Here is a 16,418-nt window from a genome sequence, read left to right as displayed (position 1 = left end):
AGGTGATGAAGTGAAAAAAGCCATATTAGTGGGTTGCGGAGCGGAGATCGGCGCGAATTTGCTGATTCAGAATGATCCGGCGAAGGATGGTTTTGCTATTCAAACCGTCGTCACGAATCCTCCTTCTTTAGATAAACATTATCCTGAGCTGCGTCCGATAGATGGCATTGTGGCCCGTCTGGCGATGGCGCATCCCGGCATCCAGTCTCACATCGACATTATCGATCATGACACCCTGCGGATCGACGGTCGTGAGGTTCACTTTTTCTTTGGTGATCTTGCCAAAGATCTTCCTCCGCAGACAGGTCGCTTCGACATTGGCTTTATCGCAACCAGCAAGCTGGATATGGACAAAAACAGCCCTGTCGCCCGCAACATGCAAGAACTCGCGGACGTGGTGCTGGGCGTTGCAGAGGCCAACGAACTGCCGAGTATCTATGGCTGTCTGGAAGATCTGACCCGCGATGATATCGACACGATACAACGCCAGGTGGTCGGTTCGGGCATGTATTGCCTCGGCTCCTGCCAGACCAATGGCATGCATGCCTCACTGCGCGTACTCACCGAGGCGCTCAGGGCTATCCAATGCAACGCCTCGCATATTGTGTCGGTTGAAACCGATATCGTGCATCCGGATACGCCTAACGGTGTACTCGGCACCCGATCGTTTGAAGGACGCCTGCAGGATGCGCGCGACAATCTCCGTCCGAGCTTCTCACAAATTGCCATGAGTCAGGACAAGGTGATGCCCTGGGCACCGTTAGTGAATACCGTCTCATTACGCGCGCCTGTGCATGCACCCGGCTATCAGATTAACCGTTTCATCGTTAAGGATGGCGGTGCGTTAACCCCCGGTCTCATTGAGGCGGCGATTGAGCGGGTGAGCGGGACGCATCCTCATGTTGTGAAAGCATCGCGGTCACCGTTAGGAAGCCGTGCATATGCCTTCGAGCGCCGGTGTTCAACCATTCTTTCCGATCAGAATCACTTGCTCATTCTCCGGCCAGCCTATCTGGCCAGTCAGAATTTGAGTGAGGTCATCATCCAGTCGTTTGTTAACAACACCGTCGGCTACAGCGCTGTGGTACGTGCTGTAGCGCGCAGCCTCGCGCTTGGCCTGCCAGTGGCAACTTTCCAGGGGATTGAAAAATGACAAGCTCACATACTGTAGATTTTTTGAGTTCAGGCTTCGTTGTGAAGACGGCCATGTCCGAAATGTTCAATGGCAAACTGAAAGCCGAAGTCGATCAGATCCGGGCATTGCACGATATTTATCCGGAACTGATGGTGCCGGTCTTGCACGACGGACTGGCAGCCGGGCGGCAATTTTATATTCTCGAGAAGATGGATTCCCTTCCGCTGTCCAGGATCGTCTTTGACGAACAACGGTCGCTGGCTGAGCGCAGGATGATCGTCAGAAACGCACTGGAAAATGTACAGAAAGCGATCAGCCTGGAATCAGAAACCTCGTCGGCAATAACCCACGAGATGCCTGCCAGATTACAGGAAGAGTGGGAAGGCACGCGCTTCGCTCATGAGCTGTTTGATAAACCTATTCTGCTTAACGGGGTGCGTTTCAGTACCACGGCCCGGGAAGTCTATGAAAGAGCGCTGGAGCTGGCCCGGACTGAAGAGTTCAGATCGGTAGAAAAAGCCCATTTCAATTTTCACTTCGGCAATGTGCTCTATAACGAGGAGCATGCTCAGACACGTTTCATTGACCCTGACTTTTCCGTACGCGGGCTGGATCCGCTTTTCGGCTTCTCGCGGTTTGCTTTTTCGTTCTGGCATGAGCTTGCGGCAGAGGTAAAGGATGCAGTCAAAATGGTCCCGATGGCGGATGCACTGATGTTCGTGCTGGCGAAACCGGACTACGGCAGCATTCTTAGCGAGATCCCTGAGTTAGGCGGTATTTCCGGCCTGCTGCCGCTGATGGGGGAAAGTATGCGCAACCGGTTCTATGTCCTCACCACCTACTGTTTCCTGAGGAGTATCCGCATCAACGGCAGTAAACAGCCCTGGAAAGCGCCGCGCTCTCCCGTTGTTGCCAGCCCGGAAGAAGTGCTGATGCTGGGCCTGCTGGCCTACCTCGAAGGACCGGTTGCTGAGGCTGAAAGCCTCTGTGCGTAATTTCAATTCAATATAGGATGATAAGGATATGTCGCTGGTAAGCAGTAGTCCCTTAGAACAAGGATTTGAGGCGCCAAGGCGCTATCTGGCGGCTGCCGCCATTTTGATTGGCGTGGTTATGGCGGCGCTGGACAGTTCCATCGTCAATATATCCTTGCCCTCTATTGCGGAGGCTTTACGGGTAGATTCTGCCTCTGTCATCTGGGTGACCAACGCCTATCAGGTTGCCAGCGCTGCAACGATGTTGATCTGTGCATCGCTGGGTTCGAGGATAGGGGAGCGGCGCTTCTACACCGCTGGCATGGTGCTGTTTACGCTGGCATCGCTGGGCTGTAGCCTCTCCCCGACCTTCGGCATGCTGGTTGCCATGCGTATACTTCAGGGGGTGAGCTATGCGGTCATGATCAGCGTCGGGCTGGGTCTGTACAGGGTTATCTTTCCGCCGCATACGTTGGGCACCATTTTAGGGCTGAACGCGCTGGCTTTTGCGGTGGGGACGGCCATCGGCCCGGCGTTAGGCGGCCTGATCATCTCTTATCTGGACTGGCCATGGTTGTTCTACATCAATCTCCCGCTGGGTGCACTTGCCATTGTCTTCTCCCTGATCTCCCTGGGCGTCGATACTGAGAAGGAAAAAGGCTTCGACTGGGGAGGTGCGGTGACCTCAGCCGTCGCTTTAGGGCTGATGGTCATCGCTGTGGATCAGATCGGGCGCTGGGATAGCCGCATACTCATGCTTTGCGGCGTCGCCTCGGTGCTGCTGCTGGCCATCTTTGTCAGCGTGCAGACGCGCTCAAAAAGCCCGTTGTTGCCGCTCGATATATTCCGTTCAAGGCGGTATACCTTTGCGGTGATCTCTTCTGTCTCAATGTTTGTGGCACAGGGGATGGCGCTGGTGGGGTTGCCCTTTGTACTGCAGCATGCCTATCACTATTCGGTGCTGGAATCGGCGTTCATCTTTACACCGTGGCCGGTTGCCGTTGCAATCTGCGCCCCGGTGGCGGGCAGGCTGTCCAATCGTTTAAATCCTACCCAGATATCGACAGCCGGCGTGGTGATTTTCTCTCTGGGTTTAGGATCTCTGGCTCTGTTGCCGCAAGCGGCGACGGTGAATGATTTTCTCTGGCGCGTGGCGGTTTGCGGGATTGGCTATGGACTGTTCCTGCCGCCGAATAATAAAGAGATGTTCTCGAATGTGGCACCGAACCGAACGGTCACGGCCTCGGGGGTATTGTCAACCGCCAGGACAGCAGGGCAATCCATTGGTGCGGCGCTGGTCGCGATGGTTATTGCACTGTTGAACGGACTGACGGGGCAGGCGGGGGCACAGTTCGCCGTCTATGTCTTCGGGCTGGCCTGTCTTATCTCTGCGCTATCTTCTGTCTCAAGTATGCTGCGCCTGCACCGGTAACAGAGGTTATGCGTTATGCCCGCCGCAGGATAAATGCCATTCTGCGGCGGCTTTTCTGACGAATGGGTTATTCAGGCATTCACCGGTCAGATGACAAAAAATCCGCATATCCTGCTTTAGTGTCCGCGCTCTTTGACGCGTTAATGGCGATGCTGGCAGTCATGCCCGCCACTAATTCGACCCCGTTGGGCAGATGATCAATATGGATGCGTACCGGAATACGCTGAGCGAGTCGCACCCAGCTAAACGTGGACTCTACATCCGGCAGGCCCTGGCTACCGGGTGCGTCATTGCTATCATCTATCCCGCGACCAATGCTTTCTACGTGGCCTGTCAGCGCAGGTGCATATCCCATCAGCACGATTTTTGCCGTGCTACCGACATGAATACGCTGCATTTTCGTTTCCTCAAAATAACCCACTACCCAGAAACTGCTGGCATCAATAATGGCAACTTTTGTCTCCCCCGCGTTGGCATAATCGCCGGGACGCAGTCTCAGATGCGTGACATAGCCGTCTGCCGGAGAATGAATTGTCGCGCGGGAAAGATTGAGCTTTGCCAGTTCCAGCGCGGCCAGTGCCCCCTGATATTCCGCCGCCGCAACGCCCGCCGCACTGCTGGTATTTTGTATATCTTCTTTAGAGATTACTCCGCTAATCTGACTGCGACGTCTGGCAGCATCCTGACGCATTTGCATTTCATTTCGCTTCGCATCAACCTCAGCCTGAGCGCTGAGCACCGCCAGTTTCAACCATTGCGGATCGATTGAATAAAGAATATCTCCGCGATTAACCCATTGGTTATCCATCACGGCAACGCGGTTTACCGGCCCGGAAATATCTGGCGTGATTTGCACCACATCTGCCCGTACCCGACCGTCACGCGTCCAGGGCGTCTGTGCATAATGTTTCCACATCATGAAGGCAATAATGGCTGCCACCATGACGGCGCTTAGTGTAAATATATAGCGGCCTAACAGCGAAAAAAATGGTTTCATACTGATAATCCTGACGCGTCCAGCCCCTGCATTAACAAGGCAAAGATAATAATAAAAGTCGTGAAATCAATGAGCGGCCGGCAGGGTAAACGCCGATAGAATCTGCTAAAAGATAAAAAGGGTGTGATTAAAATCGTGCCGGAAAATGCCATCAAAGCCATGACTAATAAGCCAGGCAAAAAGACGCCACCGATATTAATGTCAGTAATCATGTGACTGTTCCTTATCCCTCTCTTTTAATGCACAGTTTTTTAACGCACAGTGCAGATCAATAATATGCTCAATAAGAGCGTGCGGTTGTTGATGTGAAACCGGCGGGTTAATGGCGAGTATCAGGCTAATACGTTTCTGTAATTCACCGGGCTGCGCACCGCGGGCCAGCAGGTTGAGAAGTGTATTTACCTGTAATGCGGTTTCTCCCTCCAGCTTATTCAGTGAGCGTTTTAAATAAGTCACTGCAAGTCCAATATTTAAATAATGCAGCAGGCTATTAAGCACCGAGTCCGCCGTCTGGTTACTGTGCGGGAGCCGGGGCAGGATCAGGGCAGTTCGATCTATCATCAGATTCACCCAGGCCACATCATTCATGGATGAGAGACCCTTTGCGCGATATCTGATGTCACGGCGACATCGGTGCAGCAGACGACGGATCGCAGAATCCGCCTGTACGGTCTGTAATAAACCCATACTGACCACGGCATAGCCGGTTGCGGCAAATAACGCGACCGCCGTGTTGATGGCAGTGGCAAAGTCACCACTGTAGCGCGCGCCTAATTCAGACAAGATGGGCAGTGTCAGCGTGATGCCCATAGCCATGAACGTGGTGGGCGGTCTGGCCTGCAGAGATCCGGCCAGCAAATAAGCAGGCGCAAGTACCGCAACCAGCACACTAAATTCGGTCACCTGGGGAAGAAGGATGAAGCTATAAATCAGGCTGATAATCACGCCATAGACGGAGCCTGCAATATATTTAACGATATGAGGAACCGGCGTGTCGAAACTGCCAAATAATGTGCAGCAGACGCCGAGAATCGATACCGCTGTGGCGCCATCGGGCCACGCGGAGTAAATCCACAGCAGACAGCCACTGAAGATGATGGCAAACGCCCCCAGCGCAGCACGCGCAGCCGTAAAATGATCCCGGTGATAAACGTAACCTTTTGCCTCTTCGGCTCCATCAATCATATGCTCAGGTTTGGCCAAAAGGAGGGCATGAGAAAGCTGTTCGCATTGCTGCAAAAGCATGATTGTCTCTTCCAGCCGTTTGACAAAATTAACGCGCAGCGCTTCTTTAAAATTTAATTCGTCAGCGGATGACCGGTGTCGCAACGCCACACAACGTCGCCGCAGCCTTTCAGCACCGGCCTTACGCGCGGTTGAATCCTCACAGGCGAGCCAGTCTGTGACCTCACTGACCAGCGTCGCAATGCTGTCCGGTAAGAGGTTTAATTCGTGCAGATAATCATGTAACTGGTTACTCACAACCAAGAGCCGCGACAATCTGTCATGTATTAACTGACGTGCTTTACGTGATGATTTTGATATCGCGAAGTCATAGGGCAGATGATGACCAAACCCGTCAAGGGACTGTAACGTCAGCGCAAGCTGAAGCTGCTTTTCTTTCTCGCCGGCTACTCTTTTTAACGTGTCAATCACCATCCGGCGGGCATCACGCTGTGTTACCGCGAGCTTGCTGTTGAAAAGACCCGTAATGCGTTTGGGTATGACATAGCGGTGGATAAAGCTGGCACACAGGATCCCGATCATGATCTCCTGTACCCGGGTGATGGCGATGTCAAAAATTGCGCCGGGTTCGAACACCGCAGGAAAACCAATAAGACTTGCCGTGTAGCCCGCCAGAACAAAAGCATAGGCGCGGGGGGTACGGTCAAGCTGCGAAAAATAAAGGCAAAGTGTTATCCAGCCGGTCAGTACCAGACTGCAAATTATCGGTGTGTTGACAAAATTGGGCACAATCACCACCGTCATCGCCGCGCCTGTGATCGTGCCCGTCAGGCGATAAACGCTTCGGCTCAGTGAGGCACCGACGGATGTCTGCGAAACGATATAGACAGTAATAATTGACCAGGAAGGCCTGTCCAGACCGACAGACAAAGCGATGTAATAGGCCAGCATGGCAGCGGTAAACGTCTTGGCTGAATATAACAACGCATTCGCATCGTTAAGAAGCAAGGAGGAGGGGAATGCCCTGCGTAAAGAGTTGAACATGAGAGTAATGGCCCCTGGCAAGCGGTGGTGGCAAAGAGTCATTTGCGCATACCGGCAATTATTGCCAGATTACTCAGGGGTGGAAATACTCTATACTGCCAGAAAATACCTGAATCCGGCCAATATGACGCTTTCCCGCGACGTTATTTCACTTTTTGATCCCGACTCCACCGGCTGTGCGGCTGTGGCGCGCCACATTGATTTCACCGAGTACGAAGCGGAAGTCCCCGTTCACACCCATCGAAAGGGACAGTTCATCCTTGCCCTTTATGGTGCGGTAACCTGTCGGGCTGAGAATGACATATGGATTGTGCCGCCTCACTGCGGCGTATGGATCCCCGGAGGAACTCCCCATAGTGCGAGAGCCACCTGGAATGCGCATCTCAGCTATTTATTTGTTGAGCCGGGAGCCGCCGCACTACCAGAACAATGCTGCACATTTGCTGTTTCTCCCCTTATTCGCGAACTGATTAGTCGTCTGGTCGGGGAAGATGCGCATTACCCGCCGGACAGCCATGCGGCACGGCTGGCACGGGTCACGCTTGATGAACTGGTGAATATGCCGCAGCAGAATTTTAATTTACCGGTCTCAGAAAATCCCAAAATACGAGAGATGGCCGATGCGCTGGTCAGCCATCCGCAAGACCGCAGTACATTGCGTGAGTGGGCAAAACGCCTGGCATTAAGTGAACGTTCCCTTGCACGACTTATGGTGCGCGAAACAGGACTTTCATTCGGACGCTGGCGTCAGCAACTGCATTTGATTATTGCGCTACGGGGGCTTGCCAGCGGCCAGTCCGTACAAAATGTGGCGAATGAATTAGGCTATGAGTCAGTCAATGCTTTCATCACCATGTTTAAGAAGTCTGTCGGCTGCACGCCTGCGCTCTATTTTAGTGAAAGAAAATAAGCCTGATACGGCCCGCGGACGATGACCTTCAATGCGCCGTGGCGAGGCATCTGCTGCCAGAACCCGCAAAAATCCCCTGTTGTTAATCAAATAAACTGAATCAGTATGTTAAACAAATGATATTTATTCTCATCCTGAGTCGCGTAAAGTAAACCCATCACTAAGCCCTGTTCCGCATGACAGAGACAGGGCACCGGTTTACGGATTATGAGGATGAAGACGCTATGAAAAAGATTGGATTTTTATCATTCGGGCACTGGACGCCATCCCCCCAGTCGGGCACGCGCTCGGCGGCTGATGCCTTATTGCAATCTATCGATCTGGCTGTCGCAGCCGAAGAACTGGGGGCCGATGGTGCTTATTTCCGGGTGCATCATTTTGCGCGCCAGCTTGCGTCGCCTTTCCCGTTGCTGGCAGCCATCGGCGCGAAAACCCGCAAGATTGAGATCGGTACCGGCGTTATCGATATGCGCTATGAAAATCCGTTGTATATGGCGGAAAGCGCCAGCGCTGCGGATCTGATTTCCGGGGGGCGTTTACAGCTCGGTATCAGCCGTGGTTCGCCTGAGCAGGTCATCGACGGCTGGCGCTATTTTGGTTATCAGCCGGAAGAAGGCGAAACGGAAGCCGATATGGCGCGCCGTCATACAGAGAAACTGCTTGATGTCCTGCGCGGCGAAGGTTTTGCGAAACCTAATCCGCAACCGATGTTTGCGAATCCGCCGGGTTTGTTACGCCCTGAACCCTATTCTACCGGGCTGCGTGAACGTATCTGGTGGGGCGCGGGCTCGAATGCTACCGCCGTCTGGGCGGCGAAACTGGGCATGAACCTGCAAAGCTCCACGCTGAAAGATGATGAAACCGGCGAGGCGTTCCATATTCAGCAGGCGCAGCAAATTCGCGCTTACCGTCAGGCCTGGGCTGAGGCGGGGCATGAGCACACACCGCGTGTGTCCGTCAGCCGCAGTATTTTCGCCCTGATGGATGACCGCGACCGCGCATATTTTGGCGGCAGCGGCGATGATGGCGACAAAGTTGGCTTCCTCGATGAGAAAACCCGGGCGATTTTCGGCCGCAGCTATGCGGCGACACCGGACAGGTTGATCAAATTGCTGAAGCAGGATGAAGCGATCGCCGAAGCCGACACCTTATTGCTGACCGTTCCGAATCAGCTTGGCGTTGATTACAACGTGCATGTGATTGAGTCAATCCTCAAATATGTCGCCCCTGAAATGGGCTGGCGTGAATAATCGCTGAAGAAAGTTTTAGAAACCCAAAGCCCGCATGAGGAAACTCAGGCGGGCTTTTTGCATTTTGAGACGCTGACAGAGAAACCTCTGTCAGTCAGGGGCTATTCTATAATCAGAGCGGGTGGCATTTTGGTGATAAAACCCGCAAAAAGCGCGTATAAGTCCTAAGGCAAAATCTATCAAATACATAGGGTGATTCAGATGTGACTGGTTTCAATCCGCGTATAGAGTAGCAATGAGACTACATAACAGGAGTGTGAGCATGAGCAGTTCTATTGATGAAGAAGCAAACGACGCAAAGCCAATTGTTGAAGCAGACAGAGAAGCCGGTGCCGGTAAATGTCCTTTCCATGAAGGAAACTCAAATAAAGCCTCTGGCGGCGGGACAACTAACCGTGACTGGTGGCCTAACCAGCTCAGGGTTGACCTGCTGAATCAGCACTCAAATCGCTCAAACCCGTTGGGCGAATCCTTTGATTATCGTAAAGAATTTGCCAAATTAGATTACTCCGCACTGAAAGCCGACCTCAAAGGGGTGCTCACTGCGTCGCAGCCCTGGTGGCCGGCGGACTGGGGCAGCTACATCGGTCTGTTCATCCGTCTGGCATGGCACAGCGCCGGGACGTATCGCTCCGTCGACGGACGCGGCGGTTCCGGTCGCGGCCAGCAGCGCTTCGCCCCGTTAAACTCCTGGCCGGACAACGTCAGTCTGGATAAAGCGCGCCGTCTGTTGTGGCCGGTGAAACAAAAATACGGTCAGAAAATTTCCTGGGCCGATCTGTATATTCTGGCGGGTAACGTCGCGCTGGAAAACTCCGGTTTCCGCACCTTTGGTTTTGGTGCCGGGCGTGAAGACGTCTGGGAACCGGATCTGGACATTAACTGGGGTGATGAAACCACCTGGCTGGAACACCGCCATCCTGAAGAGCTGGCCAAATCTCCGCTGGGCGCAACGGAAATGGGGCTGATTTACGTCAACCCGGAAGGGCCGAATCACAGTGGTGATCCGGCGTCGGCTGCTCCGGCCATTCGTGCCACGTTCGGCAATATGGGCATGAACGATGAAGAGATCGTCGCGTTGATTGCCGGTGGTCACACGCTGGGTAAAACACACGGCGCAGGTCCGGCCGATAATGTGGGTGTTGACCCGGAAACTGCACCGATTGAATCACAAGGCCTGGGCTGGAAAAGCAGTCACGGAACCGGTGTCGGTGCGGATGCCATCACCTCCGGCCTGGAAGTTATCTGGTCGCAAACCCCGACGCAGTGGAGCAATTACTTCTTCGAGAACCTGTTCAAATACGAGTGGGTGCAGACCCGCAGCCCGGCAGGGGCGATTCAGTTTGAAGCCGCTGATGCGCCGGACATTATTCCTGATCCGTTCGATACCTCAAAAAAACGCAAACCGACCATGCTGGTGACCGATCTGACGCTGCGTTTTGATCCGGAATTCGAGAAAATTTCCCGTCGTTTCCACGGTGATCCGCAGGCCTTCAACGAAGCTTTTGCCCGTGCATGGTACAAACTGACCCACCGCGATATGGGGCCGAAAGCCCGTTACATCGGACCGGAAGTGCCAAAGGAAGACTTAATCTGGCAGGATCCGTTGCCGGTGCCGGTGTATCACCCGACGGCTGGCGATATCGCGCAGCTTAAAGAAAAAATTGCCGCTTCCGGCCTGAGCGTCAGTGAACTGGTCTCGGTGGCGTGGGCGTCAGCGTCGACCTTCCGTGGCGGTGACAAACGCGGCGGTGCGAACGGTGCGCGTCTGGCGCTGCGTCCGCAAAGAGACTGGGAAGTGAATGCCATTGCAGCCCGCGCACTGCCTGCTCTGGAAGCTATCCAGCAGTCATTCCAGAAGGTGTCTCTGGCGGATGTGATCGTTTTAGCCGGTTCGGTTGGTATTGAAAAGGCGGCGAAAGCGGCTCATATCGACATCGACGTGCCTTTCACGCCGGGTCGGGTGGATGCGCGTCAGGATCAGACGGATATTGAGTCGTTCGAACTGCTTAAGCCTAAAGCGGATGGTTTCCGTAACTACCGTGGCGAAACGGCCAATACATCGACTGAAAATCTTCTGATCGACAAGGCTCAGCAACTGACCCTGACCGTGCCGGAATTAACGGTGCTGGTCGGCGGATTACGTGCGCTGGGGGCTAACTACGACGGCAGTAATCTGGGCGTGTTCTCGGAAAAAACCGGTGAGCTGAACACGGATTTCTTCGTCAACCTGCTGGATATGCGTACCGAATGGAAACCTGTTGATGGCTCCGGTGAGCGTTTTGAAGGTCGTGATCGCGTCAGCGGAGAAGTCAGATTCGCCGCCACGCGTGCCGATCTGGTGTTTGGCTCGAATGCCATATTACGTGCCAACGCGGAGGTTTACGCCAGCAGTGACGCCAAAGAGAAGTTCGTGAAAGACTTTGTCGCCGCCTGGACTAAAGTGATGAATCTGGACAGATTCGAGCTTTGATCTGAACTGACCGTTTGAAAGCCAAAAGCCCGCTTAAATTTTATTAAGCGGGCTTTTTTTTCAGTCACGCAATAAAAGAGGATTGTTATCTAATTCCAGGGTGTCGCGTACCTCCCAGCCCCTGAGCTTGCCGGGGTTAAGTAACCCGTCGGGATCAAGACACTTTTTAACCGAAACGACGTCAGGTTTAATTTCTCCCTGTTTACCCTCTTCAATGCGATAAACATGCGGGTTATTTATTTTCACGTCATTATCACGGAAGATTTTCATTATTTCGTTCAGTCTTTCTTCGGTGGAATAACGCACAAGTTGTAAACCGCTGGCGGTGATATTGCCGTCATTGTCACGCAGGAACTCAATATGCGAAATCACCTCGTCGCCGAACAAAGCCGCCATATCGATGATCTGCTGGCGATAATTCGTATAATTAAACGCCGTCTGTAAATAGGTCAGGGTGCTGTCAATTTTCAGCGCGTGCAGCGTGGTGTGGTTCCAGCAATATTCCATCAGCGACGCATTAGCCTCACGCGCCGCGTCGGCAGACTGACGCACTGCGCTGTGCCCGTGGTACTTTTCCAGCAGATGGGCGCAGAAACCTTCGCTTTCCTGCGCAATCACGCTGATCACCGCATGCTGGCTGGCCTGATAATGCCCGTTCAGATGACTGAAATAAGACGGGATCGGCGCGGCAAACAGCGCGAGCTGGCGTTTGACCAGCCCCGGTGAACGGGCAACGGCGTTGGCATAATCCAGTGCGTCGGTGAAGTCGTCGAACACGTCCAGCCGTTCAATCCACTGATGAACCGGTGCCAGCGCCAGTTCAACCTCAAGCACAATGCCGTTGCTGCCATACGCGTGATGCAGCAGCAATGCCTGCGGGGCGGGCACATGCAGAATGCGCGGTTCGGCTTCCATGGTCATGACTTTTACGCTGAGCACATTGCCCGGCGCGCCGAGCGGGCCGTAGTTGATCGAGCCGATACCGCCAAAGCCGCCGCCGTAAAGGCCACCCAGGCTGGCGAGCCGGTAAGTGGAGGGCATGCAGCGCAGTTCCCAGCCTGCCGGACGGGTCAGGGTTTCAATCTCCGCCAGCCGGATCCCCGCCTGTGCCCGCACCACGCCGTTGCCCAGTTCGCAAACCTGATTAAACCCGGTCATGTCCACCAGAATTCCGCCTTCCAGCGGCACCAGTTGGCCGTAGTTGCCGGTCGCGCCGCCGCGCAAAATCAGCGGTAACTGGTGCTGAACGCAGGCTTTCACCAGCAAAATCAGCTCTTCTTCGCTGCGCGGCCTGACCACAGCATCGGCCTGTTTGTCTTCCAGTTGCCGCTTGAGCACCGGGCTGAACCAGTGAAAATCACGGGAAAGGCGTTTAACCTTCGGCGCCTGTAAAGTCCAGTCGAGATCAGGCAGCGCCTGCTGAATCAGGGCGAGCGCCTGTTGACGTTGTTCGCTGTCCATATTCTTCCTGCCAAAAATGAATGAGGTTAATGAGATTGCACGGCTTCGCTTTCATGCCAGGCGCTCAGGGCGCGCCTCGAAATCCACGACATCACACCAAACAGCGCGATACCGGTGAGTGAAATTAACAGCAGGGCGGCAAACATCAGCGGGATGTCGAGCTGATAGCCCGCCTGCAATATCTGGTAGGCCAGACCGGTGTTATTGCCGCCGGTGCCCGCCACGAATTCAGCCACCACGGCACCAATCAGCGACAGGCCACTGGAAATGCGCAGCGCGCCGAAAAAATACGGCAGCGCAGAAGGGATGCGTAAGCGGATCAGGATTTGCAGACGGCTGGCGCGGCTGAGCTGGAAATAACTCAGCAGGCCGGGCGAGACACTGCGCAACCCCTGCGTGGTGTTAGAAATGATCGGGAACACCGCCATCAGCGTCGAACACACCACCAGCGACAACGTGGTGTCTTTGACCCAGATGATGATCAGCGGCGCGATGGCGACAATCGGGGTCACTTGTAAAAACACGATGTACGGGAACAACGCGGTTTCAACAAAGCGGTTCTGCACCAGCACGAAAGCCACGACCGAACCGATGACGATAGAGAGTAAAAACGAGATCAAAGTGATTTTCAGCGTAAACAGCAGTGACATGGTCAGCGTACCGAAGTTGGTCCACAGGCTTTCCAGCATCACTACCGGCGAAGGCACCAGAAACTGGGGGATTTTGAAATAACTCACCCAGCCCTGCCACAGCAAAACCACCACAATCGCGACCACTGCCGGATACAGCACCTTGCGAAAGGTTTGGTTATTGATCCACGGAGAGGATTTTTGAGTTTGCATAGCGTTACTCCATACCCGATTGGCTGGCTTGCAGCAGGCTGTCCTGCAACTGCTTCGCATAGCGTGAAAATGCCGGACTGACGCGGAAATCGTCGTTGCGCGGGAAGGGTTCGTTAATGGCGATATCTTCCACTACCCGCCCCGGACGGGCGGCCATCATGATCACCCGCTGCGACAGAAATACCGCTTCGTGAATCGAATGCGTGACGAACACCACCGTCAGCCCCTGTTCCCGCCACAGGCGCAGCAGATCGCTGTCGAGCTTGTTGCGGGTGATTTCATCCAGCGCACCAAAAGGTTCATCCATCAGCAGCAGTTTCGGACGCGTCACCAGCCCGCGGGCAATGGAGACGCGCATCTGCATGCCGCCTGACAGTTCGCGCGGCAGGACTTTGGCAAATTTCCCCAGTCCTACCAGTTCCAGTGCTTCACTGACGCGGGTATTGGCTTCGGCTCGCGGCACGCCCGCCAGATCCAGCGGCAAACGAACGTTGTTCTGCACGTTGCTCCACGGCATCAGCGTGGCTTCCTGAAACACGAATGACAGCGGCACCTGCGCTTTTTCACGGCTGTCGCGCCGCCACAGCACCAGTTTGCCGTCGCTGGGTTCCGTCAGCCCGGCGACCATTTTTAACAGCGTACTTTTGCCACAGCCCGACGGGCCGAGCAGGGTGACGAATTCACCCTGATTGATGGTCAGATTGACCGGCAAAAGGGCGCGGGTGCCGTTGCTGTAAATTTTCTCCGCCGACAGCACTTCGATGGCAGGCACGGGCGGCGGATTGGCTGAGCGGACATCGCTCATCACGGTCAGTTTGGGGGCTGAATTCATGGCATAACCTTCGCGTCTTTGATCATGTCGAGGGTATAAGTCTGCTCAAACGGCACTTTATCCGCGTCGATCAGCTTGTTTTTCACCAGCATGTCCCAGGTCTTTTTCAGACGCGGTTCAGTGATGATGCCGATACCGCCGGTTTGTGCGTCGCCGCCGGTCACCAGCTCATACTTCTTCATCTGTGCGATGCCGAAGGCAATCTGGTCTGCCCCCATACGCGGGTTGGCCTGAGTGATAAGCTGGTTGCCTGCGGCCGGATCCTGCAAATACTCTTTCCAGCCCTGCATCGACGCTTTCACGAAAGCGGCCACCGCTGCCGGGCGTTTTTTAACAGTATCCGCCATGCAGATAATCGAGTTGCCGTACGGCGGGTAACCCCAGTCGCTGAGCATGTAGACGTAGAACGGTTTGCCGCCTTTTTCGATCGAGAAAGGCTCGGAGGTGACATAACCCTGTTGCACCAGATTATTGTCTGCCAGGAACGGCTGCACGCTGAAGGTGTACGGACGGATTTTGGCACTCCCCAGCCCCAGTTCACTTTTCGCCCACGGCCAGAAAGAGGTATATGCCTCGGTGGCCAGCAGGAAGGTTTTGTCTTTCAGTTCCTGACCTTTCTCCACTTTGTCGTGGCTGATAAACACCGTCGGCGAATGCTGGAATACCGTCGCGACGGTCACCGCATGCACGCCTGCCTGCCAGGTTTCCAGCGCCTGTCCGTTGTCGCCGAGCGTACAGTCAGCCTGTCCGGCGGCCATCAGTTGCATCACATTGACCTGCGGGCCGCCCATTTTGATGCTGACATCCAGACCGGCGGTTTTGTACAACCCTTTGGCCTGCGCCTGGTAAAAACCGCCGTGCTCCGCCTGCGCGTACCAGTTGGTCAGGAAGGTAAATTTCTCTTCCGCCATGCTGGTGGTGGAAACCCCGGCCAGCAGCACGGCCAGCAGGCTGTAAGTGAAGGGACGCTGTATTTTCATCTTGAGAATTCCTTTATTCAGAGGCCAGAGAAGACGAAGGAGGAGTGAAGCTGGTTTGCACAAAGCCGTTCCAGTGGTGTTTTCCCCAGGTTGGCTCGCTGCGGGCTTTCCATTGCATGTGATGGATTTCGGTGATCGCCTGCGCCCAGCTTGCCGCCAGCGAATCGAGGATCGCGTGGCCCTGTTCAGCGGTTGCGCCGGTCGGGTCGCCAATGACGCCGCTCGGGCCAAAATCATAGGAAACCCAGGCAGCGGCAGGGCGGCCCGATGACAGCGTCGGGCACGGGAATTCCGGCGGATAATTGGCGACGGCATGTTCGATGTGAACACATTCCGGTGCCAGCGCCAGCATTACAGCGGTTTCGCTGTGACCGGCATGCATCGCCATTTTCTGCTCCTGCGCGCTCAGGAACTGATTTTCCACGTTGGGCACGCGGAACACGTCGTGAGGGATCATGATCATGTCGCCGTGACGCAGGCGCATTTCCCGCGAAGCCATTTGCAGCACCTGCGGTTGTCCGCCGTGACCGTTAATCATCAGCAGCTTGCGGAATCCGGCGCGATACAGGGATTCGGCAATTTCTAAAACCGTCTGCAACAGCGTGTCGCCGGTTAAGGTCAGCGTGCCGGGGAAATTTAAATGTTCGTCAGATTTGCCGTAGGTGATGGGCGGAATAGCGTAAGCCGGAATAGCTTCCGGCAGCCGCGCCAGCGCATGGCCCGCCACGCCGGAGGAGATTACGCTGTCAACCGAACACGGCAGATGCGGCCCGTGCTGCTCAATCGCACCGGTCGGTAAGACGATCACGGTGTTGGCTTTGTCGGGCAGGGCGGCAATGGCCGTCCAGCTCAGAAAAGGGAGAAAACGCGCTGCGGGAATATAACCGTTAATCATGCTGTGCC

Annotated in this window: 14 protein-coding genes; 6 read left to right on the top strand and 8 right to left on the bottom strand. The window is 54.7% G+C overall.

Going from position 1 to position 16,418, the window contains the following annotated elements; genetic code table 11:
- Positions 1–10: 10 nt before the first annotated feature.
- The 3 genes from LC431_RS05300 to LC431_RS05290 are packed head-to-tail and all read left to right on the top strand — an operon-like array spanning position 11 to position 3,541.
- On the top strand, positions 11–1,153 hold the full coding sequence (locus LC431_RS05300) for a hypothetical protein (protein WP_223509398.1): 1,143 nt from the start codon (positions 11–13) through the stop codon (positions 1,151–1,153).
- A gap of 53 nt (positions 1,154–1,206) precedes the next feature.
- A complete protein-coding gene (locus LC431_RS05295) occupies positions 1,207–2,130 on the top strand; it encodes an aminoglycoside phosphotransferase family protein (RefSeq protein ID WP_223509396.1) in 924 nt (307 codons plus the stop codon).
- Between the two features lie 28 nt (positions 2,131–2,158).
- Positions 2,159–3,541: a DHA2 family efflux MFS transporter permease subunit gene (locus LC431_RS05290; protein ID WP_013575196.1), complete on the top strand. Its 1,383-nt coding sequence runs from the start codon at positions 2,159–2,161 to the stop codon at positions 3,539–3,541.
- A gap of 79 nt (positions 3,542–3,620) precedes the next feature.
- Here LC431_RS05290 and LC431_RS05285 read toward each other — a convergent pair whose 3' ends face one another.
- Genes LC431_RS05285 through LC431_RS05275 form a run of 3 tightly spaced genes read right to left on the bottom strand, consistent with a single transcriptional unit; the run spans position 3,621 to position 6,767 of the window.
- Positions 3,621–4,538 carry an HlyD family secretion protein gene (locus tag LC431_RS05285; protein ID WP_223509394.1) on the bottom strand — a complete coding sequence of 306 codons (918 nt, stop codon included), beginning with the start codon at positions 4,536–4,538 and terminating at the stop codon, positions 3,621–3,623.
- Positions 4,535–4,750, bottom strand: a complete 216-nt coding sequence (locus LC431_RS05280; RefSeq protein WP_013575198.1) for a DUF1656 domain-containing protein — start codon at positions 4,748–4,750, stop codon at positions 4,535–4,537. Before LC431_RS05280 ends, LC431_RS05285 begins: the two co-directional genes overlap by 4 nt.
- Positions 4,740–6,767 (bottom strand): FUSC family protein, encoded by a 2,028-nt coding sequence (locus LC431_RS05275; protein WP_223509502.1) that lies wholly within the window; start codon positions 6,765–6,767, stop codon positions 4,740–4,742. The genes LC431_RS05280 and LC431_RS05275 overlap by 11 nt, the downstream gene beginning before the upstream one ends.
- A gap of 124 nt (positions 6,768–6,891) precedes the next feature.
- Between LC431_RS05275 and LC431_RS05270 the strand changes: the two genes are divergently transcribed.
- The 3 genes from LC431_RS05270 to katG all read left to right on the top strand — a co-directional run bounded on the left by LC431_RS05270 (position 6,892) and on the right by katG (position 11,400).
- Positions 6,892–7,677, top strand: a complete 786-nt coding sequence (locus LC431_RS05270; protein WP_013575200.1) for a helix-turn-helix domain-containing protein — start codon at positions 6,892–6,894, stop codon at positions 7,675–7,677.
- Positions 7,678–7,901: 224 nt separating this feature from the next.
- A complete protein-coding gene (locus tag LC431_RS05265) occupies positions 7,902–8,927 on the top strand; it encodes an LLM class flavin-dependent oxidoreductase (protein WP_223509393.1) in 1,026 nt (341 codons plus the stop codon).
- A gap of 262 nt (positions 8,928–9,189) precedes the next feature.
- Positions 9,190–11,400 carry a catalase/peroxidase HPI gene (gene katG, locus LC431_RS05260; protein ID WP_013575202.1) on the top strand — a complete coding sequence of 737 codons (2,211 nt, stop codon included), beginning with the start codon at positions 9,190–9,192 and terminating at the stop codon, positions 11,398–11,400.
- 60 nt (positions 11,401–11,460) lie between these two features.
- On the opposite strand, the gene LC431_RS05255 is transcribed toward katG, so the two are convergent.
- From LC431_RS05255 to LC431_RS05235, 5 genes are all read right to left on the bottom strand, one after another.
- On the bottom strand, positions 11,461–12,861 hold the full coding sequence (locus LC431_RS05255) for an FAD-binding oxidoreductase (RefSeq protein WP_223509391.1): 1,401 nt from the start codon (positions 12,859–12,861) through the stop codon (positions 11,461–11,463).
- A 26-nt stretch (positions 12,862–12,887) separates the two neighbouring features.
- The gene (locus LC431_RS05250) at positions 12,888–13,703 is read right to left on the bottom strand and encodes an ABC transporter permease (protein ID WP_013575204.1); all 816 of its coding nucleotides are present in this window, start codon (positions 13,701–13,703) and stop codon (positions 12,888–12,890) included.
- 4 nt (positions 13,704–13,707) lie between these two features.
- The gene (locus tag LC431_RS05245) at positions 13,708–14,535 is read right to left on the bottom strand and encodes an ABC transporter ATP-binding protein (RefSeq protein ID WP_013575205.1); all 828 of its coding nucleotides are present in this window, start codon (positions 14,533–14,535) and stop codon (positions 13,708–13,710) included.
- Positions 14,532–15,446, bottom strand: a complete 915-nt coding sequence (locus LC431_RS05240; protein WP_223509501.1) for an ABC transporter substrate-binding protein — start codon at positions 15,444–15,446, stop codon at positions 14,532–14,534. Before LC431_RS05240 ends, LC431_RS05245 begins: the two co-directional genes overlap by 4 nt.
- A gap of 82 nt (positions 15,447–15,528) precedes the next feature.
- Positions 15,529–16,410: a creatininase family protein gene (locus tag LC431_RS05235; RefSeq protein WP_217244296.1), complete on the bottom strand. Its 882-nt coding sequence runs from the start codon at positions 16,408–16,410 to the stop codon at positions 15,529–15,531.
- Between the last annotated feature and the right edge of the window lie 8 nt (positions 16,411–16,418).

Source organism: Rahnella sp. GSA61A (genome assembly GCF_019969905.1).
Taxonomy (GTDB): Bacteria; Pseudomonadota; Gammaproteobacteria; order Enterobacterales; family Enterobacteriaceae; genus Rahnella; species Rahnella aceris.
Note: the sequence above shows the minus strand (reverse complement) of the source record. Positions and strands in the feature narration are given on the sequence as shown.

Excerpts from the sequence above, each read along its gene's own strand:
- LC431_RS05295 (WP_223509396.1), top strand. The coding sequence starts at position 1,207 with ATGTCCGAAATGTTCAATGGCAAACTGAAAGCCGAAGTCGATCAGATC.
- LC431_RS05290 (WP_013575196.1), top strand. The coding sequence starts at position 2,159 with ATGTCGCTGGTAAGCAGTAGTCCCTTAGAACAAGGATTTGAGGCGCCA.
- LC431_RS05285 (WP_223509394.1), bottom strand. The coding sequence starts at position 4,538 with ATGAAACCATTTTTTTCGCTGTTAGGCCGCTATATATTTACACTAAGC.
- LC431_RS05280 (WP_013575198.1), bottom strand. The coding sequence starts at position 4,750 with ATGATTACTGACATTAATATCGGTGGCGTCTTTTTGCCTGGCTTATTA.
- LC431_RS05275 (WP_223509502.1), bottom strand. The coding sequence starts at position 6,767 with ATGTTCAACTCTTTACGCAGGGCATTCCCCTCCTCCTTGCTTCTTAAC.
- LC431_RS05270 (WP_013575200.1), top strand. The coding sequence starts at position 6,892 with ATGACGCTTTCCCGCGACGTTATTTCACTTTTTGATCCCGACTCCACC.
- LC431_RS05265 (WP_223509393.1), top strand. The coding sequence starts at position 7,902 with ATGAAAAAGATTGGATTTTTATCATTCGGGCACTGGACGCCATCCCCC.
- katG (WP_013575202.1), top strand. The coding sequence starts at position 9,190 with ATGAGCAGTTCTATTGATGAAGAAGCAAACGACGCAAAGCCAATTGTT.
- LC431_RS05255 (WP_223509391.1), bottom strand. The coding sequence starts at position 12,861 with ATGGACAGCGAACAACGTCAACAGGCGCTCGCCCTGATTCAGCAGGCG.
- LC431_RS05250 (WP_013575204.1), bottom strand. The coding sequence starts at position 13,703 with ATGCAAACTCAAAAATCCTCTCCGTGGATCAATAACCAAACCTTTCGC.
- LC431_RS05245 (WP_013575205.1), bottom strand. The coding sequence starts at position 14,535 with ATGAATTCAGCCCCCAAACTGACCGTGATGAGCGATGTCCGCTCAGCC.
- LC431_RS05240 (WP_223509501.1), bottom strand. The coding sequence starts at position 15,446 with ATGGCGGAAGAGAAATTTACCTTCCTGACCAACTGGTACGCGCAGGCG.
- LC431_RS05235 (WP_217244296.1), bottom strand. The coding sequence starts at position 16,410 with ATGATTAACGGTTATATTCCCGCAGCGCGTTTTCTCCCTTTTCTGAGC.